The 23,855-nt window shown below is 31.0% G+C and carries 23 protein-coding genes; 10 read left to right on the top strand and 13 right to left on the bottom strand.

Annotated features, from left to right (window positions below; genetic code table 11):
• Nucleotides 1–4 precede the first annotated feature (4 nt).
• The 7 genes from LPB136_RS07500 to topA form a co-directional block, all read right to left on the bottom strand.
• On the bottom strand, nucleotides 5–1,060 hold the full coding sequence (locus LPB136_RS07500) for an NAD(P)/FAD-dependent oxidoreductase (RefSeq protein WP_072555575.1): 1,056 nt from the start codon (nucleotides 1,058–1,060) through the stop codon (nucleotides 5–7).
• A 194-nt stretch (nucleotides 1,061–1,254) separates the two neighbouring features.
• Nucleotides 1,255–2,115, bottom strand: coding sequence for a type IX secretion system ring subunit PorN/GldN (gene porN / locus LPB136_RS07505; protein WP_072555577.1), 861 nt, complete (start codon nucleotides 2,113–2,115; stop codon nucleotides 1,255–1,257).
• 18 nt (nucleotides 2,116–2,133) lie between these two features.
• On the bottom strand, nucleotides 2,134–3,672 hold the full coding sequence (gene porM, locus LPB136_RS07510) for a type IX secretion system motor protein PorM/GldM (protein ID WP_072555579.1): 1,539 nt from the start codon (nucleotides 3,670–3,672) through the stop codon (nucleotides 2,134–2,136).
• A 45-nt stretch (nucleotides 3,673–3,717) separates the two neighbouring features.
• Nucleotides 3,718–4,350: a type IX secretion system motor protein PorL/GldL gene (gene porL, locus LPB136_RS07515; RefSeq protein ID WP_072555581.1), complete on the bottom strand. Its 633-nt coding sequence runs from the start codon at nucleotides 4,348–4,350 to the stop codon at nucleotides 3,718–3,720.
• Between the two features lie 53 nt (nucleotides 4,351–4,403).
• Nucleotides 4,404–5,771 carry a T9SS ring complex lipoprotein PorK/GldK gene (gene porK / locus LPB136_RS07520; RefSeq protein ID WP_072555583.1) on the bottom strand — a complete coding sequence of 456 codons (1,368 nt, stop codon included), beginning with the start codon at nucleotides 5,769–5,771 and terminating at the stop codon, nucleotides 4,404–4,406.
• Between the two features lie 78 nt (nucleotides 5,772–5,849).
• The gene (locus LPB136_RS07525; RefSeq protein ID WP_072556949.1) at nucleotides 5,850–7,007 is read right to left on the bottom strand and encodes a formimidoylglutamase; all 1,158 of its coding nucleotides are present in this window, start codon (nucleotides 7,005–7,007) and stop codon (nucleotides 5,850–5,852) included.
• Nucleotides 7,008–7,011: 4 nt separating this feature from the next.
• The gene (gene topA, locus LPB136_RS07530) at nucleotides 7,012–9,507 is read right to left on the bottom strand and encodes a type I DNA topoisomerase (protein WP_072555585.1); all 2,496 of its coding nucleotides are present in this window, start codon (nucleotides 9,505–9,507) and stop codon (nucleotides 7,012–7,014) included.
• 206 nt (nucleotides 9,508–9,713) lie between these two features.
• On the opposite strand from topA, the gene miaB reads away from it, so the two are divergent.
• The 9 genes from miaB to LPB136_RS07575 all read left to right on the top strand — a co-directional run bounded on the left by miaB (nucleotide 9,714) and on the right by LPB136_RS07575 (nucleotide 18,897).
• Nucleotides 9,714–11,171, top strand: coding sequence for a tRNA (N6-isopentenyl adenosine(37)-C2)-methylthiotransferase MiaB (gene miaB, locus LPB136_RS07535; protein WP_072555587.1), 1,458 nt, complete (start codon nucleotides 9,714–9,716; stop codon nucleotides 11,169–11,171).
• An 82-nt stretch (nucleotides 11,172–11,253) separates the two neighbouring features.
• A complete protein-coding gene (locus LPB136_RS07540) occupies nucleotides 11,254–12,474 on the top strand; it encodes a sigma-54 interaction domain-containing protein (protein WP_072555589.1) in 1,221 nt (406 codons plus the stop codon).
• An 11-nt stretch (nucleotides 12,475–12,485) separates the two neighbouring features.
• Complete coding sequence (locus LPB136_RS07545) at nucleotides 12,486–12,677, top strand: hypothetical protein (RefSeq protein ID WP_072555591.1); 192 nt, start codon at nucleotides 12,486–12,488, stop codon at nucleotides 12,675–12,677.
• A 2-nt stretch (nucleotides 12,678–12,679) separates the two neighbouring features.
• A complete protein-coding gene (locus LPB136_RS07550) occupies nucleotides 12,680–13,180 on the top strand; it encodes an LptE family protein (protein WP_072555592.1) in 501 nt (166 codons plus the stop codon).
• A gap of 15 nt (nucleotides 13,181–13,195) precedes the next feature.
• Nucleotides 13,196–13,906, top strand: a complete 711-nt coding sequence (locus LPB136_RS07555) for a hypothetical protein (protein WP_072555594.1) — start codon at nucleotides 13,196–13,198, stop codon at nucleotides 13,904–13,906.
• Nucleotides 13,907–14,245: a preprotein translocase subunit SecG gene (gene secG, locus LPB136_RS07560; protein ID WP_072555596.1), complete on the top strand. Its 339-nt coding sequence runs from the start codon at nucleotides 13,907–13,909 to the stop codon at nucleotides 14,243–14,245.
• A gap of 174 nt (nucleotides 14,246–14,419) precedes the next feature.
• Complete coding sequence (locus tag LPB136_RS07565) at nucleotides 14,420–14,695, top strand: co-chaperone GroES (protein WP_072555598.1); 276 nt, start codon at nucleotides 14,420–14,422, stop codon at nucleotides 14,693–14,695.
• Between the two features lie 106 nt (nucleotides 14,696–14,801).
• On the top strand, nucleotides 14,802–16,433 hold the full coding sequence (gene groL / locus LPB136_RS07570) for a chaperonin GroEL (RefSeq protein ID WP_072555600.1): 1,632 nt from the start codon (nucleotides 14,802–14,804) through the stop codon (nucleotides 16,431–16,433).
• 115 nt (nucleotides 16,434–16,548) lie between these two features.
• Nucleotides 16,549–18,897: a hypothetical protein gene (locus LPB136_RS07575; protein ID WP_072555602.1), complete on the top strand. Its 2,349-nt coding sequence runs from the start codon at nucleotides 16,549–16,551 to the stop codon at nucleotides 18,895–18,897.
• Between the two features lie 67 nt (nucleotides 18,898–18,964).
• Here LPB136_RS07575 and LPB136_RS07580 read toward each other — a convergent pair whose 3' ends face one another.
• The 6 genes from LPB136_RS07580 to xrtF all read right to left on the bottom strand — a co-directional run bounded on the left by LPB136_RS07580 (nucleotide 18,965) and on the right by xrtF (nucleotide 23,361).
• Nucleotides 18,965–19,216 carry a heavy metal-binding domain-containing protein gene (locus LPB136_RS07580; RefSeq protein WP_072555604.1) on the bottom strand — a complete coding sequence of 84 codons (252 nt, stop codon included), beginning with the start codon at nucleotides 19,214–19,216 and terminating at the stop codon, nucleotides 18,965–18,967.
• A gap of 2 nt (nucleotides 19,217–19,218) precedes the next feature.
• Complete coding sequence (locus LPB136_RS07585) at nucleotides 19,219–19,599, bottom strand: heavy-metal-associated domain-containing protein (protein WP_072555606.1); 381 nt, start codon at nucleotides 19,597–19,599, stop codon at nucleotides 19,219–19,221.
• 18 nt (nucleotides 19,600–19,617) lie between these two features.
• Nucleotides 19,618–21,861: a TonB-dependent receptor gene (locus LPB136_RS07590; protein ID WP_072555608.1), complete on the bottom strand. Its 2,244-nt coding sequence runs from the start codon at nucleotides 21,859–21,861 to the stop codon at nucleotides 19,618–19,620.
• A 73-nt stretch (nucleotides 21,862–21,934) separates the two neighbouring features.
• Complete coding sequence (locus LPB136_RS07595) at nucleotides 21,935–22,342, bottom strand: HYC_CC_PP family protein (protein ID WP_072555610.1); 408 nt, start codon at nucleotides 22,340–22,342, stop codon at nucleotides 21,935–21,937.
• Nucleotides 22,343–22,381: 39 nt separating this feature from the next.
• On the bottom strand, nucleotides 22,382–22,819 hold the full coding sequence (locus tag LPB136_RS07600; RefSeq protein ID WP_072555612.1) for an exosortase F system-associated membrane protein: 438 nt from the start codon (nucleotides 22,817–22,819) through the stop codon (nucleotides 22,382–22,384).
• Entirely contained in the window at nucleotides 22,816–23,361 is a 546-nt protein-coding gene (xrtF, locus tag LPB136_RS07605; protein WP_072555614.1) for an exosortase family protein XrtF, read from the bottom strand. Before xrtF ends, LPB136_RS07600 begins: the two co-directional genes overlap by 4 nt.
• Nucleotides 23,362–23,400: 39 nt before the next feature.
• On the opposite strand from xrtF, the gene LPB136_RS07610 reads away from it, so the two are divergent.
• Complete coding sequence (locus LPB136_RS07610) at nucleotides 23,401–23,853, top strand: GAF domain-containing protein (protein WP_072555616.1); 453 nt, start codon at nucleotides 23,401–23,403, stop codon at nucleotides 23,851–23,853.
• Nucleotides 23,854–23,855 lie beyond the last annotated feature (2 nt).

Below are 23,855 nucleotides of genomic sequence, written 5' to 3' on the forward strand. Positions count from 1 at the left end.
TTTTTTAAGCTTTCAACTTTTTGATAAACCTTATAATATCGATTTCCTGGTCTAAGTCTGCACCATTTTCTAAGTGATTATACAATTGTTTTGCAACTGTTGGTGCAATCATAACTCCACGAGTTCCTAAACCATTTAAAACAACCAATTTTTTATATGTTGGATGTACACCAACTAAAGGTCTTCTTCCTGCTACCGTTGGTCTTATCCCTGCTGTTTGCTCAATAATTTTATAGGGAACGTTAATTACCTTTTCTAACTTTTCTACAAGTTCTTTTTTTCCTTCTTCAGAAGGATTAGATGTTTTATCTGTCCAATTAAAAGTTGCACCTACTTTGTAAATATTATCTCCTAAAGGAAGTACAAATAATGTTGATTTTAATAAGAAATCAATATCTAATTCTGGCGCATGAATGGTAATAAGCTCACCTTTTGCTTCGTTTAAAGGTAACTTATTAAAAAACGGATTTTCAGTAACTCCAAAACCTTCACAAAAAACAATATTGTTTGCTTCTATTTCTTCGTATTTAACTGTGTTTTCTTGAAATTTTATTTGTTGATGTTCAAACTTCTCGAATCTAATAGCATTTTCACTTTCTAGATAATTCCTATAGGTTTCAACTAGTTTTTTAGTATCTATTCTTCCAGTTTCTTTTACGTTTCCAAATGAAAAATCTGCTAATACTCCGTTGTAACTTTTGGTATCTAAATTAGGATCTATATAATCTACAAGCTTTGGTTTATCGGAAGCTTCAAACCAATTATTTTGGTCTTCTATTGATTTAAAAACTTTTTTGGTTGTAAATTTTTGATCAAACTTTGTATTGAATTTAGCTTCTAGTTGCTTGTAAAAAGGAAGCGCAACTGCTAATTGTTCTTTTGCGTTCCAAACAGGTGTAAATCTTTTTAAAATAACCGGATTATAAACTCCACCTGCAACTAAAGAAGATGTTTGTGAACTATCTTCAAAAACGATAAAGCTTTTGTTATTTTCTACTAATTCTTCTGCAAATGCTAAACCTGCAAGTCCTAAACCAACTATTATATAATCTACTTTCACATTTCAAAAATACGGATTGTTTTTGGAGTTGGAGCTAAGTTAATTGATAGTTTAGCCCTGATTGAAGTGGTATCCTTTTATGAAGTATGAATAAAAGATATAACGGAAAGCAGGAAATAGCTACAAATAAAAAAAGCGCTCTTTAAAAAGAGCGCTTTTAGTTTCCTGCCTGCGCAGGAATGACATTTTTTTGTCTAGTAATTCCACATATCCATTTCTCTATTACGAATACCATCTTTAATTTTGTCTGCTTCTAACAGTTGAAATAAAGAGTTTCCGCGAACGTAATCTTTAATACCTCTATTACCGTAAATGTTTTCTTCTTTTACAATAGTTGCATTAAATCTACGCGCATTTAACAAGTTGTCGTACGATATTGGTTGCGATGAATTCTTTGGATTAAAAACTTTAGCTTTATGTAACAAATCTCTTGCTTCTGGATAAAATACCCAAAAAAGTTCGTAAACATTTTCTGAATCATCAATTTCTTCAACTCCTAAAGATTGAACATCTGGACCCATTGGCGCAATTGCCAATAAACGATATTTTAACTCACCTTGACGTTTATCAAAATACCACATTCCTTTTAACATATACCCTTCGATTAACTCAGATTTTATTTCATAATTATCTACGTAATCTCCATTTTGACGTGAGTTTACTAACAATTGATCTAACTCATCAATATTCACCTTTGAAGTAAAATAAGAATCTGTATACACTTCTGTAAGTTGTCCTGATTTTACTCCTTTTAAAAGCGTGTCGAATAATGAACGACGATTTGATGGTGCATTTAAAGTATCGATTGGAAAATAGTACGGTAAATTAATTTTTTGGCTTAAATCTACATACTCCCAAACAACCTTAGACCATAAAACATCTCTATCGGCTATATAACCGTAAGGCAATGGTTTATCTTTGTCTACTGCTTTTTGCTCTTCAGATTTTACTCCAATCTCACCTGCTTTTTTTGCATTTAAGAGATTAGATTGTGCATTTGTAACACCTACGGTAGTTACTAACACTAAAATCATATAAAAACGTTTCCAATTCATACTTTTAAATTTTATCTATTAATTAGTAATTTCAACAATTACAGGTAGTACTTTTTTAAGTTGGTATGAAGAGTTACTAACTTTCGCCTTAATATCATAAAACGTTACTTGATCTCCTCTTCTAGCTTTGTTTATTAAACTTGCTGCTTTTGCGTTTAATCCAGAACCATTAACCGTAACAGTTAATTGTCCAGGAACTTTAACTTTAAAACTTAATACTTGTAATTTTAAATCGAATAAAAAATCTGGTAAACCTGCTGCAACTTGTATTCTTGTTGCACTGCTTTTTGGCATTCTAACAACACCAAATTGACCACGAACCATACCCATTGCTGCTGGTATATCTTTTATTCTAAACTTTTTATTTGAGCTTACAGGTGTTCCGTCTGGTAATTTTCCAGAAACTCTAATTGAAACATCAGAACCTCCTGCTCCTGTTGGACGCATGTTATACTTACTTCCTGAACCTTTAGTTAAACCTGGCGCAGAAGCAGATACTTTATTTGAAGGAATTCCAGGTATAGAAATAGTCATTGGGTTTGTTAACCCTTTATAAACTACATTCATTTTATCCGCAGAAATTACCGCTTCATTAGGTTTTGGAATTACTGCATAAGAACCTTTAATTGGAATTTTAACTAGAGAATCTCCTTCTCTAAACATAAATTCTCCTTTTATATCATGATCTCCTACTCCTCCTGTTGGTCCGTCTAAAATAACTTGACCTGCCTGAATTTTAGATTTTTCAACATCTTTACCGTTTAACACCACTCTTTCTGCTGTTAAATTTGGATCGTTCTTACCTAAAACAATTTTTCCAGATAATTTTTCTCCTGCGTAATATGCATTCTTATCAAAAACCACCATTGCATCGTAGTTGGTCATAGAAACTGCAGCAGATAACTCTTGCGTTAATAATGCAGATAATGCATCGGCTTCCGTAGCTTTAATATCTGCTTGCATCTGAGTTAACTTAGTTACAGAAGCTATTAAAGGAAAACCTTCAAAGTTATAACTTAACCAGTTTTTTGTTACTCCTTCACTATCTGTAACATCAGTAGTTTCAAAACGAGAAGATACTACACTAGCTAATTCTCTTTTTCCTAAGATCTTAACTGTTTCATTTCGATAGTTGTTAACTTTAGATAAAAATTCTTGACCGTTAGGTGAAGTTTTTCCTCCTTGAAAGAAGTACTCATCTAAAAAGTCTGGCTTATCCATTTCCTCATAAGCAGATTTATCTTCTACATCTGAAGTCATTTGTCCTTTTAATCCTTCTAAATAATTATATAGATCATCAGACATAGTTCTTATACTATCTGTCTTTCTTTTAGCATCACCATATTGTTTAGCTTGTTCAGAAGCTTTCAATTTTAACGCATCATAAGAAGCTGCATTGCTCTTTTCAGCTCTAACATTAGAGTCTGCTATTTTTTTATTCATTAATCCAAAAGCAGAAAGAACTTCTTTACTCATATTCATTGCTAACATTGCAATAAACACAAGATACATTAAGTTAATCATTTTCTGCCTTGGAGATAAATTTCCGCCTGCCATATTAATTAGTTTTTTTTAGTTAAAATTAGTTGAACTAATTAATTATTATTTAGACATTGCAGATAACATACCACCATACACTCCATTTAATGAAGATAAGTTAGTTGCTAAAGAATCCATTTGCTCTTGTAAACGAGATGCATTTGCTACCATTTCAGAATTTAAATCTGATTGCTTTTGAGCAGATTCAACTTGGTTTACATATAAACTATTTAATTGCTCCATCTTAACCGCAGCTAAAGACATTTGCTCGTTATATTTATTTGTTGAAGAAACAGTTTCTGATGCAGAAGTTAATCCTTGTGCAGCATTTTCAAAGTTCTTAATTCCATCTCCTAAACGAGACATTAAACCTGCGTCTAATTTTGCTTCAGAAAGCATATTATCTAATTTTTGAGATAATAAACTTTGTGCATCAGCTGGAGAAGAATCTCCACTTAAAGATAAACTTTCAGCTCCTGCTAATTCTGGATATACTTTGGTCCAATCTAAATCGTCTTCAACTGGTTCAAAAGCTGATATAAAGAATACAATTGCTTCTACGATCATACCTACCATTAATACTTCGTTACCATAAGGCCAGTGTAAAATTTTAAATAATGCTCCTAAAATTACTACTGCAGCTCCGATACCGTAAGCCATGTTAAATAATTTCTTAGTTGATTTTGATTGTGCCATAATTTTTTTCTTTTAATTAAGGGTTTAAAAATGTTAAAGTTTGATTATTAAATTTAATTCTTTTTAGTTCCAAGATAATCTTGAACAGTTCTAAAACCAATGTAACTTCTTGCTGTATCAGCATATTCCCAATCACGAGAACCTACTTCTAAGAAATAAGCTACATCTTTCCATGAACCTCCACGAATTATTTTCTTTTTATTTTCTCTATTTTCTACATTTGGATTCATAGTAGAACCCATGTAGTAAGACATTTGATTGTAACCTGTTGCAGTCCATTCTGCTACATTTCCAGACATATTATACAAACCGTATTCATTTGCGTTGTATGATTTTGCTTCTACTGTATATAAAGCTCCATCTGCTGCGTAGTCTCCTCTTACAGGTTTAAAGTTTGCTAAGAAACAACCTTGGTCGCTCGTAGTACTTGGACCTCCCCAAGGATACTTTGCGTATTTTAAACCTCCACGTGCAGCATATTCCCATTCTGCTTCTGTTGGTAATCTAAAGCCTGGTACACTTCCTAATTTTTTTCTTGAACTTTGGTAAGCATTTTTAATTTTTGTTCTCCAATTACAAAATGCTCTTGCTTGATCCCAAGTTACACCCACAACTGGATACTCTTCATAAGCTTGATGCGCGAAGTACTCTTGGTGCATTGGATCATTATATGAATAATTGAAATCTTTTATCCAAACTGTAGTATCTGGAAAAACATTTACAGCTTCATGCTTTAAGAAGTTTTTTCTACTTTTTCCTTTACGTGCAGCTTCTTCATTATCAAACCAAGAAAAACGATATTCTAAATACTTTGTATTAAAAGTTCTAACTCCATTTAAAGCTTCGTCTCTTTTAATGTATAATGAATCCATAACCTCAACATAATCTGCATCTGGATATTCATTTTTGTCCCAAAGTAATTCTTCTTCCCAATTTAATGGTTTTAAAGAATCTAAACCTTCGCCTAAATCATAATAGTTTTCTATCATGTATTTTTGATAAGCGGTTTGGTTTGTTGTGTCTGCGGATGCAAAAGCATAACGTTGTATACCTGCAGCATCATCTCCTTCTACACCAGAGTCTCCTCCAACGGCAAACTCTGCTTGATAAGCTAACTTAGTTCTAGTAATAGAATCTCTAACCCAATAAACAAATTGTTTATATTCACTATTTGTTATTTCAGTTTCATCCATATAATATGGTTGAACCGTAACTGTTCTAGTTGGAGCATTCATAGTTGCTAATGGGTCTTCATCTTGCTTACCCATAGTAAAAGATCCTCCTGGAATTAAAGTCATCCCTAAAGGCTTTTCTGCAAACCATTTTCTTTTAGATTTAACACCTACAAGTTCTCCTCTATCATTAGAGCCACAACTGTAAATAAATGCTATTAGTACTGCAAATACTGCGATTTTCTTCATATTACTTCTATATCTTTTCAAAAAAGTCTGTAAACCTATTATTTTTTTAACTAAAAAACAACGTTTTCTGTTAGTCTTTTATATTTTTTTCAGAGCTTTAAACCATCTATCAGGAATTTTTTGAGCTATTGCTTCTTTATAATCTTGATATGTACATGGTATTAACGCATGTCTTTTGTATTTATTATTTGTAATTAAATTTATTTCCATCCACCAACGACCACTTTTATCGCTTTTGTAAAAGTTTATTGGATCGTCATCTTCTAATAGAACCGTAAATTTCTGATAACTTTCTTTGGTTGAATACGGATAATCTTTTGCTCTAAAGTTTACGCCCTCAATAAAATACCAAATCATCTGCGCTATTAAATGCGCTGTTTGAAAGTTAGCATCATGCTTAGAATTATACTCATAAACTCCAAATGATGTTACTTTATCACTTATTCCTGCATAACGCGCTATTGCACAAATCTCTTCACCATAAAAACCATTGGGTGATGCATTATTATTAGCCGGAGCTTCACTTTGGCGAATACTGCCAATATCTATTGAAACAATATCTGCATCTCTCATTATTGGTTCAACTAAAGTTATATCTTTAACCTTACCCAAACGATATGCATCAAAAAACATGTTTTCTAATAATTCTAATTCTTCTTGTGAATTAAAATATGTTTGATAACCGATATTACTATAATTGAACAAATTATTAGGCTGTCGCATAATAATTTTACTTAAAAAAGAGGTTGATGTTAACTCATCTTCAAGTGTACCAATATCAAAACGACTATCAACAGAAACTAAATTTACCGTTTGCTCCAAAACATCATATGCTCTATAATTTGCAAAAGTTAAATCTTGACTACCTCCAATGATAACTGGTATTATATCATTTTTCAACAAATGAGAAATAATTTCTCTAACCGCAAAATAAGTGTCTTTTACAGTATTTCCTTTTTGAACATTCCCTAAATCTGCAATAACTGCATTCCATTTTCCTGGAAACAATTGATACAACTGTTTTCTAATATGATGCAAATTTTCACCACATCCAATATTATCTACTGCATTTCTATCTTCTTGCACTCCAAAAATGGCGATTTTAACATCGTCTAATTCTGGAAAACCATCTTGTTGAGAATGAATAGTAATAGTATTCCCCAAAGCCTGATCTGATTGCAACACAAGATGCGCAATAACAGTGTCTTTTACAGGTGATAAAAAATCTGCAATCATTAACTTATTTCTTTTTTGCTGTTTTTTTAGCTGGTGCTTTCTTTCTAGCTTTCTTTTTCGGTGTCTTAGCTTCAATCATTTTTACCGCCTCTTCTTTAGAAAGTTTTTCTATTTCAGTGGTTTTTGGCAATTCAATCTTAATTTTACCTTTTAAAACGTTGAATCTTCCCCATCTTGCTTTTTCTACACGTATACCAACATCTTCCCAATTATGGATTACCTTGTCGATTTCTTTTTGTTTTTTAACCTCAATTAATTCAACAATATCATCATCAGAAAGATTATCGAAATCGTATTTTTTATTAACGTTGATAAACATTGAGTTCCATTTTATAAATGGCCCAAAACGTCCAACACCTTTTTGTACAGGTAAATCTTCGTAATGATAAATTGGTGCATCTGCTTTTTGTTTTGCAACAATTAATTCTTGTGCTCTTGGTAAATCTACTTCCATAGGGTTTTCTCCCTTATCAAGAGAAACAAACATAGTTCCGAAACGGATATAAGGTCCAAAACGACCGTTAGAAACAATTACCTCTTCACCTTCATAAGAACCTAATGTTTTTGGAAGCAAGAATAACTCTAAAGCTTCTTCCATTGTTATGGTTCCTAAATTTTGATCTTTATTTAAACTAGCAAATACTTTCTCTTCATCTTCTGGCGCTCCAATTTGTGCAATTGGCCCAAATTTACCCAAACGTACTAAAACAGTTTTTCCTGATTCTGGATGTTTTCCTAAAATACGTTCTCCGCTTTCTCTGTCTGCATTTTCTTTAACATCTTCTACAGTTTCATGAAATTTAGTATAGAAACCTTTAATCATTTCTATCCAATCTTCATCACCTTCAGAAATATCATCAAAAGAATTTTCTACTTTAGCTGTAAATCCGAAATCTAAAATATTAGAGAAATTAGCAACTAAAAAGTCGTTTACAATATTCCCAATATCGGTTGGTACTAATTTATTTTTATTAGAACCTGTTTTCTCCGTTAAAGTTTGACTCTTAACAGTTCCAGCAGTTAAAATCATCTGCTCGTAACCTCTTTCTAAACCTTCATCTTCTCCTTTTTCTACATAACCTCTTCTTTGTACAGTAGAAATTGTTGGTGCATACGTAGACGGACGTCCAATACCTAATTCTTCCAATTGCTTTACTAAAGAAGCTTCTGTAAAACGGTAAGGTGGACTTGTAAATCTTTGCGTTGCGTTTATAAACGTATAATTTAAAGCTTCTCCAACCTTTAAGTTAGGTAACATTCCTGCTTGCTCTTCATCTTCATTATCATTTCCTTCTAAATATACTTTAAGGAAACCATCAAACTTTATCATTTCTCCGTTTGCAGTAAAGATTTTTGCGTTTTCAGAATTTTCAATCTTAAAATTGGTTCTTTCTAATTGCGCATCACTCATTTGAGAAGCTAATGTTCTTTTCCAAATTAAATCATATAATCTAGTTTGATCATATTCAGTATCAATAGCATGCATTTTCATATTTGTAGGTCTAATCGCCTCATGCGCTTCTTGAGCACCTTTTGCTTTCGACTTAAAAACACGTTGTTTACTATATTCTTTTCCGTAATAATTGGTAATTTCTTCTTCAGCAGCATTTCTTGCATCTACAGATAAGTTTACACTATCTGTTCTCATATACGTAATTAAACCAGCTTCATATAAACGTTGTGCAACTTGCATTGTTTTAGCAACAGGAAAACCTAATTTTCTTGATGCTTCTTGCTGTAAAGTTGATGTTGTAAATGGTGCTGCTGGTGATTTTTTTGCTGGCTTTTTTGTTAAATCCGCAATAGAAAAATCTGCATTAGCACAAGACTTTAAAAAAGTTTCTGCTGATTTTTTAGAATCGAAATTTTTAGGAATAGCAGCTTTAAATTTCTTTCCTTCATTGTTCGAAAATTCTGCAACTACTTTATAATGTGTTTCAGAAGTAAACTCCTGAATACTTCTTTCTCTTTCTACTATTAAACGTACAGCAACAGATTGAACTCTACCTGCAGATAAACCTCCTTTAACTTTACGCCATAAAACTGGTGATAACTCATACCCAACAAGTCTATCTAAAACTCTACGTGCTTGTTGTGCATTTACCATATTATAGTCTATATCTCTTGGATTTTCGACTGCTTTTAAAATGGCATTTTTAGTAATTTCATGAAAAACAATACGTTTTGTATTTTCATCTTTAAGCGCTAATTGTTCTTTTAAGTGCCATGCAATTGCTTCTCCTTCTCGATCCTCATCACTTGCTAACCAAACAGTTTCTGCTTTCTTCGCTAAAGTTTTTAACTTCTTAACAACTGGTTTCTTATCGTCAGAAACTATATATTTTGGACTAAAATCGCCATCTACATCAATACCTAATTCTTTAGAAGGTAAATCTGCAATATGACCATAACTAGACTCTACTTGAAAATCTTTCCCAAGAAATTTTTCAATGGTTTTTGCTTTTGCTGGTGACTCTACTATAACTAAATTCTTTGCCATAAATCTTTTCAATTATCAATAACTTACACCTTATATATATGATGTAATGAGTTTGCAAAAGTAGAACGTTTTTTTTAAAAACAAATTTTTTATTCCATTTTAAGGTGTTTTTAATGGAAAAATACACGTTAATATTCTGCCAATTTGTCACAATCCTTATATTTTGGTTGTATATTTGCCTTCTATTTTACACGAATAAAGTACACATGGAACCGATTGAAAAAGTAATTGACGAAAGAGTGCAGGGTAAAGCACTTACTACTGAACATAAAGACGGAAACACTAAAAAACTTTTTATAGAAAGTTACGGTTGTCAAATGAATATGAACGACAGTGAAATTGTTGCTTCTATTCTTTCTGACCAAGGTTTTAACACTACTCAAATTTTAGAAGAAGCCGATTTAGTTTTGGTAAATACGTGTTCAATTAGAGAAAAAGCCGAAACCACCGTAAGAAAACGTTTACAAAAATACAATAGAGTAAAAAAAGAGTCTAACAAAAACATGAAAGTTGGTGTTTTAGGCTGTATGGCAGAACGTTTAAAAGAAAAGTTTTTAGAAGAGGAAAAAATAGTTGATTTAGTAGTTGGTCCAGACGCGTATAGAGACATTCCAAACCTTTTAGAGGAAATTGAAGCTGGTAGAGATGCTGTAAATGTGATACTTTCTAAAGATGAAACTTATGGAGATGTTTCTCCAGTTCGTTTAAATTCTAACGGAGTTTCTGCATTTGTTTCCATAACTCGTGGTTGCGATAATATGTGTACATTTTGCGTAGTTCCATTTACTCGTGGACGAGAAAGAAGTCGTGACCCAAAAAGTATTATTGAAGAAATTCAATCTATGGTTGATAAAAACTTCAAGGAAATTACACTACTTGGTCAAAACGTAGATTCTTATTTATGGTATGGCGGCGGATTAAAAAAAGATTTTAAAAAAGCTTCTGAATTAGCACAAGAAACAGCTGTAGAATTTGCAGAATTGTTAGATATGTGCGCTACAGAATTCCCAAAAACACGTTTTCGTTTTTCAACTTCTAATCCGCAGGATATGAGCTTGGACGTAATACATGTAATGGCTAAACATAAAAATGTTTGTAAATATTTACACTTACCTGTTCAAAGTGGTTCTAACGCAATGTTAAAAGCCATGAACAGACAACATACACGTGAAGAATACATGGAATTGGTAGACAATATCTTTAAAATTGTTCCAGAAATGTCGCTTTCTCAAGATATGATTGTTGGTTTTTGTGGAGAAACAGAACAAGATCATCAAGATACTTTAGAATTGTTAAAATATGTAAAATACGATTTCGGTTTTATGTTCACCTATTCTGAAAGACCAGGAACTTTAGCTGCCAAAAAAATGGTAGATGATGTACCTGAACCAGTTAAAAAACGTCGTTTACAAGAATTAATCGACTTACAACAAGAACATGCTTTATATAGAACACAACAACATTTAGGAAAGATTGAAGAGTTTTTAATTGAAGGAACTTCTAAAAAAGATCCAAACCAATGGAAAGCAAGAAACACCCAAAATACTGTTGCTGTTTTTGAAAAAGGAAACTATAAATTAGGTGATTATGTAATGGTAAAAGTAGAAGATTGTACTTCAGCAACCTTAAAAGGAACTGTTGTTGGATATTCTGATAATAATTAATTTTTAGAAACGAGAAGCAAGAGACAAGACATAAGTCAATTTCTTTTCTCTCTATTCTTTTTTCTCTATTCTAAAGAAAGATATGGAAAACCTACAAGCAATAAAACAACGTTTTGGCATTATCGGTAACGATGTGCAGCTTAATCGCGCAATAGAAAAAGCATTACGAGTAGCGCCTACAGATATTTCTGTTTTAGTTACTGGAGAAAGCGGTGTTGGTAAAGAGAATATTCCGAGAATAATACATCAATTATCACACAGAAAACACGCAAAATATATTGCCGTAAATTGTGGTGCAATTCCAGAAGGAACGATAGACAGTGAACTTTTCGGGCACGAAAAAGGAGCTTTTACAGGAGCAACTGCAACCAGAAAAGGATATTTTGAAGTTGCCGATGGCGGAACTATTTTTTTAGATGAAGTTGGAGAATTACCACTTACAACACAAGTGCGTTTATTACGTGTTTTAGAAAATGGCGAATTTATAAAAGTTGGTTCTTCTCAGGTACAAAAAACCAATGTTCGTATTGTTGCAGCAACCAACGTAAATATGCAACAAGCTATTGCAAAAGAGAAGTTTAGAGAAGATTTATACTACAGGTTAAGCACTATTGAAATAAACTTACCGGCGTTAAGAGAACGTGGTGAAGATATTCATTTATTGTTCAGAAAGTTTGCATCAGACTTTGCACAGAAATACAGAATGCCAACTATTCGATTGGATGATAATTCAGTAAAAATGTTATTAAATTACCGTTTTCCAGGAAATATTCGTCAGCTAAAAAATATAGCAGAACAAATTTCTGTTGTAGAAGAAAGCAGACAAATAACTGCGGATAAAATGGTGCACTATTTACCAAATAACAATGGTAATTTACCTGCTGTTATTGGTGGAACAGCTGCAAACGATTTTTCTACTGAACGCGATATTATGTACAAAATTTTGTTTGATATGCGTAACGACATTAACGATTTAAAGAAATTAACTTTAGATTTAATGCAACACGGTAATTCCGAAGAGGTACAAGAAGAAAATAGCCGATTAATTGAACGTATTTACGAAGAAAAACCTGCTCCGCAACACAAAGTAGAAGTTGTACAGCTACCACAAAACTCAGTTGAAAATAATTACGATTTTGCAGAAACCGTAGAAGAAGACGAAAGCTTATCATTACAAGACAAAGAAGTTGAAATGATTAGAAAATCATTAGAAAAAAACAAAAATAAACGTAAATTGGCTGCAAAAGAGCTCGGTATTTCAGAAAGAACCTTGTACAGAAAAATTAAACAATACGATTTATAAAACTTTAATACATGAAAGCTGTAGAAATTTTTAAAATAAGAAAATCTTTTTCCCCAAACAGTTCAGAAACAATTAAAACTGAAGCAGAAGATTTAATCAATGAAAAACACTACAAAGGTTACAGGTTAGTGTCTGCTTCTTTTACTGTTGAAAGTCGTTATTTTTATGCTTTTATTACCATGAAAAAACCTAACACATATTAATTATGAAATTACGTCAAATTGGTTTTTTATTTATAGTTGCAATTACAATTGTAGGTTGTGGTGCTTATTCTTTTACAGGTGGAAATACTGGTGACGCAAAAACTATTCAAATAGATTTTTTCCCAAATCAAGCTTCTTTAGTAGAGCCAACATTAAGCCAAAAGTTTACGAACGATTTACAAGATTTATTTACAAGACAAACCAACTTAACTTTAGGCCCAAATGGCGACTTAGTTTTACAAGGTGAAATTACAGGTTACAGAATAACACCAATGAGTGCAAATGCAGATCAAACTGCATCTCAAAATAGATTAACAGTTACCGTAAATGTTCGATTTACAAACAAGCTTGAAGAGAAAGATGATTTTGAAAGAAGTTTTTCTTTTTATTCTGATTACGGAGCACAGCAACAATTAATTGGAGGTGTTTTAGAAACTGCATTAGAAGAAATTATTGAGCGAATTACGCAAGATATTTTTAATGCTTCTGTTGCAAAATGGTAAGATTCTAGAAGTAAAATGAATAAAGATAAATACATACAAATTCTAAGTAACCCACATTTAATTCAGCAAGAAGAAACTACTGAATTAAAAAAGGTTATTGATGAATTCCCCTATTTTCAAAGTGCAAGATCTTTGTATTTAAAAGCTTTAAACAACCATAAAAGTTTTAAATACAATAATGAACTTAAAATTACAGCAGCTTACACAACAGATAGAACTGTTTTATTCGATTTTATTACTTCAACTATTTTTGAAGAGGAAGAAAAATCAACCAAAGAAGCAATACTTCACCAACAATTAGCAGAAGAAATACCACAAGAAGTTCTAAATATAGAAGAAGAATTATCAATAGGAAAACCATTCTCATTTACACAAAACGAATCTCATTCTTTTAATCAATGGTTACAACTATCTGTTAAAAAACCAATAATAAGAACTCCAGAAAAACCTAAAACAGAAGATAAAATTTCAATTATAGAAAAATTTATCCAAAATAGCCCAAAAATATCAAGAGTTAAAAAAGGCACTATTTCTGAAATAAAAGTCGATAAAAATGAGCAACCAAGCCTTTTAATGACAGAAACTTTAGCTAAAGTTTATCTTGAACAAAAAAAGTATGGAAACGCTATAAAAGCTTATGAAATTTTAAGTTTGAAATATCCAGAAAAAAGTGGTTTCTTTGCAGACCAAATTAAACGAATACAAATTTTACAAAACTCAAAATAAATGACAACTTACGGTTTAATCTTAATTTTAATCATAATTGTTGCAATTGCACTAATCTTAATAGTAATGGTTCAAAACCCTAAAGGTGGCGGACTATCTTCTTCTTTTGGTGGTGGCGGTTCACAATCTTTAGGAGGTGTTCAAAACACAAACAAATTTTTAGACAATACAACATGGACATTAGCAATTGCTATGTTTGCATTAATTTTATTAGCAAACTTTGCAATTCCTAGAGGAAATGGAAGCGATTCAAATCAATTAGACAACACTTTAGATGGAATAGAAGCTACTACTCCAACTGAAACTCCAACAAATACCGGAAACGACAGTATCCAGTAGTTTTCTAAAAAACACTATAAAAAAATGCCAACGAAAATGACACGTTGGCATTTTTTTATACAACTATTTTAAGTTAAAAAACGGTTAGTTCGTAAATTTGTCAGTTGAATTCAATTGGCATAATTTCTGACTAATTCAAACTATAAAAAAGCAATTAATTAAAATTCATATAAAATGGGATTAAACATAAAACCTTTAGCAGACAGAGTTCTTGTAGAACCAGCTCCTGCAGAAACAAAAACAGCATCTGGATTAATTATTCCTGATAATGCAAAAGAAAAGCCACAAAAAGGAACAATTGTTGCTATTGGAAATGGAACAAAAGACGAACCTTTAACTGTAAAAGTTGGTGATACTGTTTTGTATGGTAAATATGGTGGAACAGAACTAAAATTAGAAGGAAAAGATTATTTAATGATGCGTGAAAGCGATATCATGGCAATTGTTTAAATAGCTATTTGCTTTGGGCTATTTGCCTCTAGCAAAACATTAAAAATTAAAGTAAACCATTTTAGCCAAAAGCCAAGAGCCAAGAGCTAAAAGCAAAACATAAAAAATGGCAAAAGATATAAAATTTGATATTGAAGCAAGAGACGGTTTAAAACGTGGAGTTGATGCTTTAGCAAACGCAGTAAAAGTAACATTAGGCCCAAAAGGAAGAAACGTAATTATTTCTAAATCTTTCGGTGCTCCAACAGTTACTAAAGATGGTGTTTCTGTTGCAAAAGAAGTTGAGTTAGAAGATGAGTTAGAAAACATGGGAGCGCAAATGGTTAAAGAAGTTGCTTCTAAAACTAACGATTTAGCTGGAGACGGTACAACTACTGCAACTGTACTTGCGCAAGCAATTGTAAAAGAAGGTTTAAAGAATGTAGCCGCAGGCGCAAATCCAATGGATTTAAAACGCGGAATTGATAAAGCTGTAACTGCAATTGTTACAGATTTAGAAAAGCAAGCTAAGAAAGTTGGTAATTCTTCAGATAAAATTCAACAAGTAGCATCTATTTCTGCTAATAACGATTCTGTTATTGGAGATTTAATTGCAACTGCCTTTGGTAAAGTTGGTAAAGAAGGAGTTATTACTGTAGAAGAAGCAAAAGGAACAGATACGTATGTAGATGTTGTTGAAGGTATGCAATTCGATAGAGGTTATTTATCTCCTTATTTTGTTACAGATGCAGACAAAATGATTGCAGATTTAGACAATCCTTATGTGTTATTATTCGATAAAAAGATTTCTAACTTACAAGAAATTCTTCCTATTTTAGAACCAGTTTCTCAATCAGGAAGACCTTTATTAATTATTGCTGAAGATGTTGATGGACAAGCATTAGCTACTTTAGTTGTAAATAAATTAAGAGGTGGATTAAAAATTGCTGCTGTAAAAGCTCCAGGTTTTGGAGACAGAAGAAAAGCAATGTTAGAAGACATCGCAATATTAACTGGAGGAACCGTAATTTCTGAAGAAAGAGGATTTTCATTAGAAAACGCAACTTTAGATTTATTAGGAACTGCAGAATCAATAACAGTAGACAAAGACAATACTACAATTGTAAATGGTGCTGGAAACGCTACAGCAATTAAAGCGAGAGTTAATCAAATTAAATCTCAAATAGAAACCACAACATCTGACTACGATAAAGAAAAACTACAAGAACGTTTGGCTAAGTTAGCTGGTGGTGTTGCTGTACTTTATGTTGGTGCTGCTTCTGAAGTAGAAATGAAAGAAAAGAAAGACAGAGTTGATGACGCTTTACACGCAACAAGAGCTGCTGTAGAGGAAGGTATTGTTGCTGGTGGTGGTGTTGCTTTAGTTAGAGCAAAAGCCGTTTTAACTAAAATTACAACTGATAATTTAGACGAAACTACAGGTGTACAAATTGTAAACAAAGCAATTGAAGCTCCTTTGAGAACTATCGTAGAAAACGCTGGTGGAGAAGGCTCTGTAGTTATTAATAAAGTTTTAGAAGGTAAAAAAGACTTTGGTTACGATGCAAAATCAGAAACATACGTAAATATGTTAGATGCAGGAATCATTGACCCTAAAAAAGTAACGCGTGTTGCTTTAGAAAATGCAGCTTCTGTTGCAGGAATGATTCTTACAACCGAATGTGCTTTAATCGATATTAAAGAAGATGCTCCTGCCGGAATGCCTCCAATGGGTGGTGGAATGCCAGGAATGATGTAGTGGCGAATCGCCATAGATGTTTTTTTATTCTCTAAAGGAACGACAAATTAATAATGAAAAATAAAGTCCATTAGAATTAATTCTAATGGACTTTATTTTTTTAATGGAATAGTTTATGTTAAATTGGTCAAAAAAAATGCTTTCAAAATATCAAATAACTATTCTCTTTTTACTCTTCTCATTTTATTGCAACTCACAAGAAAAAAATGATACTAGCAAAAAATACCTACAATACTTTAACTTAACAAGAGAAATACCATACCTCCATTTAAATAAAACTAATTTTATTGTAGGTGAAGAATTATGGCTCCAAGCCTATGTTTTAAACCAAAACACAAAAAAACTACATCAAGATACAGCAAACTTATATTGCAACATTTACAATGAAAAAGGAGAATACAAGCAAACTAAATTACTTTATATAAAAGACGGTGTTGCTGCAAATAGTATTAAAATTGACTCTACATTTACAGAAAACACGTACTATATAAAAGCCTCTACCAATTGGATGCGAAACTTTATTGAAGATGAAGCCTTTTTGCAAAAATTTAATATTATAGGGAATAAAAATAACACAAAAAAAACAATTATATCTGACAGTAACTATGATCTACAACTACTACCTGAAGGTGGTCATTTAGTGGAATCAACAAACGCTGTTTTGGGTATTATTTTAAAAAACAAACAAAATGAAGGTGTCAAAATAAAATCTGGGACTATACTTGATGACAAGAACAATATTGTTAGAAAATTTACCACAAATCAATTTGGATTAGGGAAAATTAAATTTCATTACAAACCTAACACAATCTACAACGTTAAAGTTAGCACTTTTGATGATGAAGAAATAACTAAACTTGTTAGCCCTGCTAAAAAAAATGGTATAACACTTAATGTTGAAAATACTGACTCAACATTTATTAAGTTAAAAATTCAAACAAATAACGAGACTTTAAAGAATAATATTGGACAAAAATATTATGTATATATCCATAACACTGTATCTATTTCAAAAAGTTCTTTTACTCTAAAAAAAAACACAAATACATATAATTTCTTTTTACCTACAAAAGAAACTCCTAAAGGTATTAATACAATTACAATTTTAACCGAAGACAACAAACCCGTACTTGAACGCTTGGTTTTTAATTATGACGAAAGCCTATTTTCAACAATAAGTATTAAATCTACTACAAAATTAAATGATTCTATTTCTATACAATTAAATAGAAATAATAACGATGTACAATATTTAAGCGCTAGTATTTTACCTGAAGAAACAAAAAGCTATGATTTTGAAAATAATATTTTAACAAAATTCCTTTTAAAACCATACGTTAAAGGAACAATTGAAAAAGGCTCATATTATTTCACTAACATTAATCAAAAAAAATTAACTGATTTGGATTTACTTTTATTAAATCAAGGTTGGAGTAAATATAATTGGCATAATATTTTCAACAATACCCCAGATATAAAATTTAAGTTTGAAAAAGGAATAACTATTAAAGGCGCAATAAACTCAAGCGTAAAAGATTCCACTAACATAATGTTATTCTCTCCTGAAGAGAACTTAATTATTAATACTCCAATAATTAAAAATAAATTTTCTTTTGAAAATATTTACTTAAGAGCGTTTAGTAATATTAGTTTTTCAATTCAGCAAAAGAATAATTTTTTAAAACCAAAAGTTTACACAACATTTTATCCAAAATTAAACAAACAGAATATTAATACTACAATTACTCAAAAACACTTTTATCAAAATAAAAAATTAGATTTAAACTTAGATAGTTTTATTGGTGAACGAGTTATTTTAGACGAAGTAACACTTGAATCAAAACCTAAAAAGAAGAACACTCCTACAAGATTATTTGCTTCCAGAACTTCCTATAAAAACACTGACAAGTCTTACCTTAGAAGGAGAGGTATCATATCTTTTTTAACTTCAAAAGGGTTTAGAATTGTTGGTAGTTTTCCAAATCAAGTAATTTACAATAATAGAGGTGTCTCTAACTTAAGAGGAAATAAAGGTGCTGCAACAGAAGTAACCTTGGATGACATGCCTATTGTTACACAAGATCAAAACAACCTAAATTTAATTAGCAACATGATTTTAGATGATTTTGAAGAAATAATAATTTCAAAAAATGATGGTGGTCAAATTTACCTTTATAGCAATAAGGAAAGAAAAGCTTCTACTAAGAACTTATTCCAAGAAACCACAACCTCTTTAGGCTTTGCAAAAGAGAAGACCTATTACAAACCTAATTACCTGAGTACCAATAATTCTATTTTTAAAAATTATGGCGCAATATTCTGGAAACCCAATATCGTTATTAATAAAGAAAACTACAGTTTTAAAACTCCGCATTTAAATCAAAAAACGATTCGTTTATATATTGAAGGAATAACAAATAAGGGTGCTATAATTTATGAAGAAAGAGTTTTAACCATCAACTAAAACGACTATTAACTAAAAATCCGTTAGAAATATTCTAACGGATTTTTTAATTTTAATTCTGAAAAAACTAATCAGATTCTTCAGTTTTTAGTGATTTTTTCTCCTTTAACTTCATCTTACAAACTGGGCAATCGCCTTCTTTTTTGTAAGTTTTACTTTTTTCACATTCCATTGGACATTGGTAAACTTCTTCTTTAGCTACTTCACTCCCATTTATTGTAGTTTGCTCCTTTACCTCTTCATTCTTTTCAGTTTTACATGAAATAAAAACTAAATTTGAAGCAAATACGATTGCTACTACCAGAATTATTTTTTTCATTATTACTTCTTTTTTTGTTTTTTCAACTCTCCTGCGTGATTCTCTATAATTTCTTCATCTCTATATTTACAACAAGGATGTACTGAGTCATAAGCTTCATCAGTAGCTATAAACCCTTTTGAATCGTGACCAACAGCTGCAACACTCTTTTGAACATTTTCTACAGAAGTTTTACGTTCATCTAAAATTAAACTTAATTTATGTGTTTTAACATTCCAGCTTGCAAACTTTACTCCTTTTGTTTTTAAAGCTGCTGTTTCTATTCGTTTTTTACACATACCACAAATACCATCTACTTCTAAAGATACTTTTGCGTTTTTCTTTTGTGCGTTTGCAACTATTCCGAAGAAAAACAAACTTGCTATTACTAATATTTTTTTCATTTTTAAATTATTTTAAAGTTAATTGATTTTAAATCGTAATCCCCCATAGAACATTTGTCCAAAAATTGGCGCGTACACTATTGTAGTATCAAAATTTGCGCCAAATGGATCATCATTTGCTAAAATAGGATTTTCCTGTTTGTAATTTGTTAAGTTTTCTCCTCCAACATACACTTCAAATTTATTCGAAAACACTTTTGTTACTTGAGCGTTTAATAAACTATATGAATTTGAATATTCTGACAATTGATACTGAATTGGATTAGTACTTGTATTTGGCAAACGTTGCTCTCCTATTAAATTATAGGTTAGATCAAATTTCCAATGACCTTCAATTTCCTCATCTTTAATAGTTTCATATGAAACGTTTGCAAAAAAACGATGATTTGGAGTTAATGGTTTTATTGCTTTTCCTGATTGATAATCCGTTTCAATATCATAATATTTGTATGCTAATCGCATATTAAAATATTTTGCAATATTATAATTTACTTCTGCTTGAAAACTATTTGCATAACTTTCCCCTTCTAAATTATAGAATGCTATTTCTTGTGGATTCTCCCAGTCTACAACAACTTGGTTTTGGAAATCTGTTCTATAAAAATCTAACGTTATGTCTCCTTTTTTATCAAATAAATTAAATCCCTGTAAATAAGAAACTCCATAATTCCATGCTACTTCCGGGTCTAATCCATAAATTTTTCCACCAGTACTCTGCACATCTATTTGTCTTGAACTTGCAAATAATTGTTGATTTTCCGCAAAAATGTTAGCTGCTTTTCTTCCTTGCCCAATTGAAGCTCTAAAAACTCCTTTTTCCCATGGAGCATAACGCATATGAAAACGTGGTGTAACAAAAGTTCCTAATAAATTATGTGTATCTAAACGTAAACCAGCCGTAAAGCTAAAGTCATCTAAATTATCGAAAGCGTATTCAAAGAAACCACCAAACGAATTTTCTTTTCTAGAGTAATCTGTAATATTCACCAATTCATCATACACATCATACGTGAAATTTATTCCAGTAGTAAACTTATTTCTTGTATCTCCAATTATTGAATTAAACAATAGGTTAGAATATACACTTTGATGTTTAATATTATAATCTCTTAACCCAAAATAAGAATCTTGTTTATGGTTACTATATGCTAATTGAAATCCGAAACTTTGAAATGGTAACTCGGGAAAAACATAGCCTAATTTTAACGAAGTATCAAAACGTTTGGTTTTAATTTCACTTCCCCAAGCATTTGTTGTTCCTTTATCTGTAAGTGGATTAAAATCTATTTCACCGGTTTGCTTAGCATCATCCATATACCTGAAATTAATAAAACTAACCCAACCTTTTTCAGCATCTATATATTGCCAACGGTTCATAATATTTATTTGTTCCGCAAGCGGATTGTCTAAAAAATTATCATTGTTTCTATCAAATTTCTCTCCCCTATAATTTCCATGAACATACAAACCTGTACTCCATTTATTTGATACTTTTTGATTAAAATGAGTGTTCAATTCTAATCTCCCTCCTAAAGAACCATAAGCGTTAACAAACAACTTATTATCGGTTAAAGGTTTTACAAGTTCAGCATTAATTTGCCCAGAAATACTTTCGAAACCATTAATTACGCTTCCAGCTCCTTTGGTAATTTGAATACTTTCTACCCAAGTTCCTGGCGTAAATGTAAGTCCAAAAACTTGTGCCGCTCCTCTTATTGAAGGAATATTCTCTTGTGAAATTAATAAATACGGGCTTTTTAAGCCCAACATTTGTATTTGCTTTGTACCTGTTAAAGCATCTGAGAAGTTTACATCAATTGATGGATTTGTTTCAAAACTTTCAGCCAAATTACAACAAGCCGCTTTTAATAATTCATCACTATTTACTGTAAACACATTTGTTGTTTGCAAGAAAGATTTCTGCGTAGCTTTTTTCTTAACAGATACACTAACTTCATCTAAAGTACTTTGATCAGTAATAAAATGATGAATTGGTTTTAAACTAGTAATATTAATTGTGTCAGTTTTATATCCAATAAAACTTACTACCAGCTTTTTATAACTTGATTTGTATGGAATTTTAAACCAACCTTTTTCATCGGTAGTTGCTCCAACTGTTGTATTTAACCAGTAAACATTGGCGCCAAAAACGCCTAAATTATCTTTTGGATTTGTTTTGTCCATTATCATTCCCTTTAATTCTTGTTGAGAAAATGATAAAAATGGAAGTAGCATAAGTATGCCAACTATATATTTTTTCATTGATATTAATTTTATTTATTAAATAGACTTGTTTTCATCTAAAAGGATGAATTTTATCGCATTAAAAATAAAATCAGATTAAAAAAGACTGGTAAAAAATCTGGTAATCTCTATCGAGATTTGGTGGTGGAAAGTGATATTCAAATAAAGATTTACTTAATTCATTATCAGTAAGTAAATCTAAATGTGCAATTACAAATGAAATTATAAATTGCTGATCTTTAAAAGTTATTTTGTTTATTGAATGTTGCTGAAGTTCATCTTGCCCTTTTACTTGCTCAACTTCATTTTTGCAACACTTTTTCATTTGTACAACACCTGTAGAACCTTCTTCCATGTTGCACTCTTTAACATCTCCTGTGTAGGAAACATCAACTAAAAAATCTCCACAATAATGCTTTTCAACCGTAAAAGAAAAGGTTGAAAATAACACTAAAAAAGCTAGTGTTACTGAAGTTATATTTTTAAAAAACTGTTTCATTACAAGTGCAAATTTACAACACAAAATTTAAAAACTATGTTAAAGTTCTTTTTCTTGTACTATTTGATAATATAAAGCTGGCAAAAGCACCAATAAAATTAAAGGGTGAATTATAAATCGCCTAATATAAAATGGCAATAAATGACCCGAAGAGAAATCATCTTTTAATAAGAAATAAAAGATAACACTTAAAATAACAAAGGCAACTCCGTAAAATATTGCAGAAAACTTTACAAAATCAACTCTTTTAAAAACCAACCAAATAATAGCTAAAGAAATAACTGTGTTTATTAAAAATCGAAAGAGCATATTTAAAAACAACTTCCAATAGATAACACTTTCAGGAGAAATATATAAGTATTCATCTTCAAAATAACTAGTCATTGGATCATAGAACATTTTAGTTGAAAATGCTCTGACTAAAATCAATAAGAAAAACAAAAAAGCTATAATTAAATAGTTGTATTTTTTTTTCATTTTTTTACTGCTGAAAATTTATTTACCCAAATAACCCACAATAAAAAAACCGCTCCATATATTATTGCGGGGAAAAGTAACTTATGTAAAAATGCTTCTTGTTCTGGGTATTTATCTAACATTATACAAATAACAACTATTCTTATAATATTAATTATCCAAATAAAAGCAGCCCCAAAAAGCATATACAATAATGTTGCTTTAAGCTTTCCTGAAAAAGCTATAATAAATGCTACAAAAAGAATTATTAAGCTAATAGAGTTACAACCCTCAACAATTTTACCAACATAATTACCATTTAAGGCAAGAAAAATAGAAAGCTCTTCTGTATGTTGTACTTTATCTACTTGATACCCAAAAACCTCTAAAACCCATGCAGATTGATTTGCCACCAACTGTGTAACTGGAGCATTTACAAATGGATCTAATTGTTGGTTTCTTTTTAAGTAACTAGAGTAAATTGCAAATAACACAAAATATGTTGCAAAAAACTTAAGTAAAAAAAGAAGTACTTTTTTATGTTTTTTTAGCGTTAAAATCATTTATTTTTGCATCCTTATATTGAACGAAGATAGTAAATAATGAATATAGAAATATTAAAATCTAAAATTGATTCTATTATAGAATCAACTGGCTTAAGAGAAGAGAAATTACAACAGATTTGCGATTACCTTGAAGCACAAATCACCTATTATGATTGGGTTGGGTTTTACTTTAAAAATGGAGATAAAGACGAATTAAAATTAGCTCAATATACTGGTGAAGAAACTGAGCACACTATAATTCCTTTTGGAAAAGGGATTTGTGGACAAGTTGCTGTTAGTAATGAAAATTTTGTTGTGCAAGATGTTTCTAGTCAAGATAACTACATTTCTTGTGGTTGGAAGGTAAAGAGTGAAATTGTAATTCCAATTTTTGTTGAAGGTGAAAACATTGGTCAAATAGACATCGACTCTCACACAGTAAACCCATTTACAAAAGAAGATGAAAATCTTTTAGAATATATATGCGAAAAAGTTTCTAAAATAGTGTAACT

The organism is Tenacibaculum todarodis (genome assembly GCF_001889045.1).
Taxonomy (GTDB): Bacteria; Bacteroidota; Bacteroidia; order Flavobacteriales; family Flavobacteriaceae; genus Polaribacter; species Polaribacter todarodis.

Coding starts and splice junctions, on each gene's coding strand:
- LPB136_RS07595 (WP_072555610.1), bottom strand. CDS start 22,342: ATGAAACAGTTTTTTAAAAATATAACTTCAGTAACACTAGCTTTTTTA.
- xrtF (WP_072555614.1), bottom strand. CDS start 23,361: ATGATTTTAACGCTAAAAAAACATAAAAAAGTACTTCTTTTTTTACTT.
- LPB136_RS07525 (WP_072556949.1), bottom strand. CDS start 7,007: ATGATTGCAGATTTTTTATCACCTGTAAAAGACACTGTTATTGCGCAT.
- LPB136_RS07565 (WP_072555598.1), top strand. CDS start 14,420: ATGGGATTAAACATAAAACCTTTAGCAGACAGAGTTCTTGTAGAACCA.
- LPB136_RS07600 (WP_072555612.1), bottom strand. CDS start 22,819: ATGAAAAAAAAATACAACTATTTAATTATAGCTTTTTTGTTTTTCTTA.
- porN (WP_072555577.1), bottom strand. CDS start 2,115: ATGAATTGGAAACGTTTTTATATGATTTTAGTGTTAGTAACTACCGTA.
- LPB136_RS07610 (WP_072555616.1), top strand. CDS start 23,401: ATGAATATAGAAATATTAAAATCTAAAATTGATTCTATTATAGAATCA.
- topA (WP_072555585.1), bottom strand. CDS start 9,507: ATGGCAAAGAATTTAGTTATAGTAGAGTCACCAGCAAAAGCAAAAACC.
- secG (WP_072555596.1), top strand. CDS start 13,907: ATGACAACTTACGGTTTAATCTTAATTTTAATCATAATTGTTGCAATT.
- LPB136_RS07575 (WP_072555602.1), top strand. CDS start 16,549: ATGTTAAATTGGTCAAAAAAAATGCTTTCAAAATATCAAATAACTATT.
- LPB136_RS07550 (WP_072555592.1), top strand. CDS start 12,680: ATGAAATTACGTCAAATTGGTTTTTTATTTATAGTTGCAATTACAATT.
- porK (WP_072555583.1), bottom strand. CDS start 5,771: ATGAAGAAAATCGCAGTATTTGCAGTACTAATAGCATTTATTTACAGT.
- LPB136_RS07580 (WP_072555604.1), bottom strand. CDS start 19,216: ATGAAAAAAATAATTCTGGTAGTAGCAATCGTATTTGCTTCAAATTTA.
- porL (WP_072555581.1), bottom strand. CDS start 4,350: ATGGCACAATCAAAATCAACTAAGAAATTATTTAACATGGCTTACGGT.
- LPB136_RS07545 (WP_072555591.1), top strand. CDS start 12,486: ATGAAAGCTGTAGAAATTTTTAAAATAAGAAAATCTTTTTCCCCAAAC.
- groL (WP_072555600.1), top strand. CDS start 14,802: ATGGCAAAAGATATAAAATTTGATATTGAAGCAAGAGACGGTTTAAAA.
- LPB136_RS07590 (WP_072555608.1), bottom strand. CDS start 21,861: ATGAAAAAATATATAGTTGGCATACTTATGCTACTTCCATTTTTATCA.
- LPB136_RS07585 (WP_072555606.1), bottom strand. CDS start 19,599: ATGAAAAAAATATTAGTAATAGCAAGTTTGTTTTTCTTCGGAATAGTT.
- LPB136_RS07555 (WP_072555594.1), top strand. CDS start 13,196: ATGAATAAAGATAAATACATACAAATTCTAAGTAACCCACATTTAATT.
- porM (WP_072555579.1), bottom strand. CDS start 3,672: ATGGCAGGCGGAAATTTATCTCCAAGGCAGAAAATGATTAACTTAATG.
- miaB (WP_072555587.1), top strand. CDS start 9,714: ATGGAACCGATTGAAAAAGTAATTGACGAAAGAGTGCAGGGTAAAGCA.
- LPB136_RS07540 (WP_072555589.1), top strand. CDS start 11,254: ATGGAAAACCTACAAGCAATAAAACAACGTTTTGGCATTATCGGTAAC.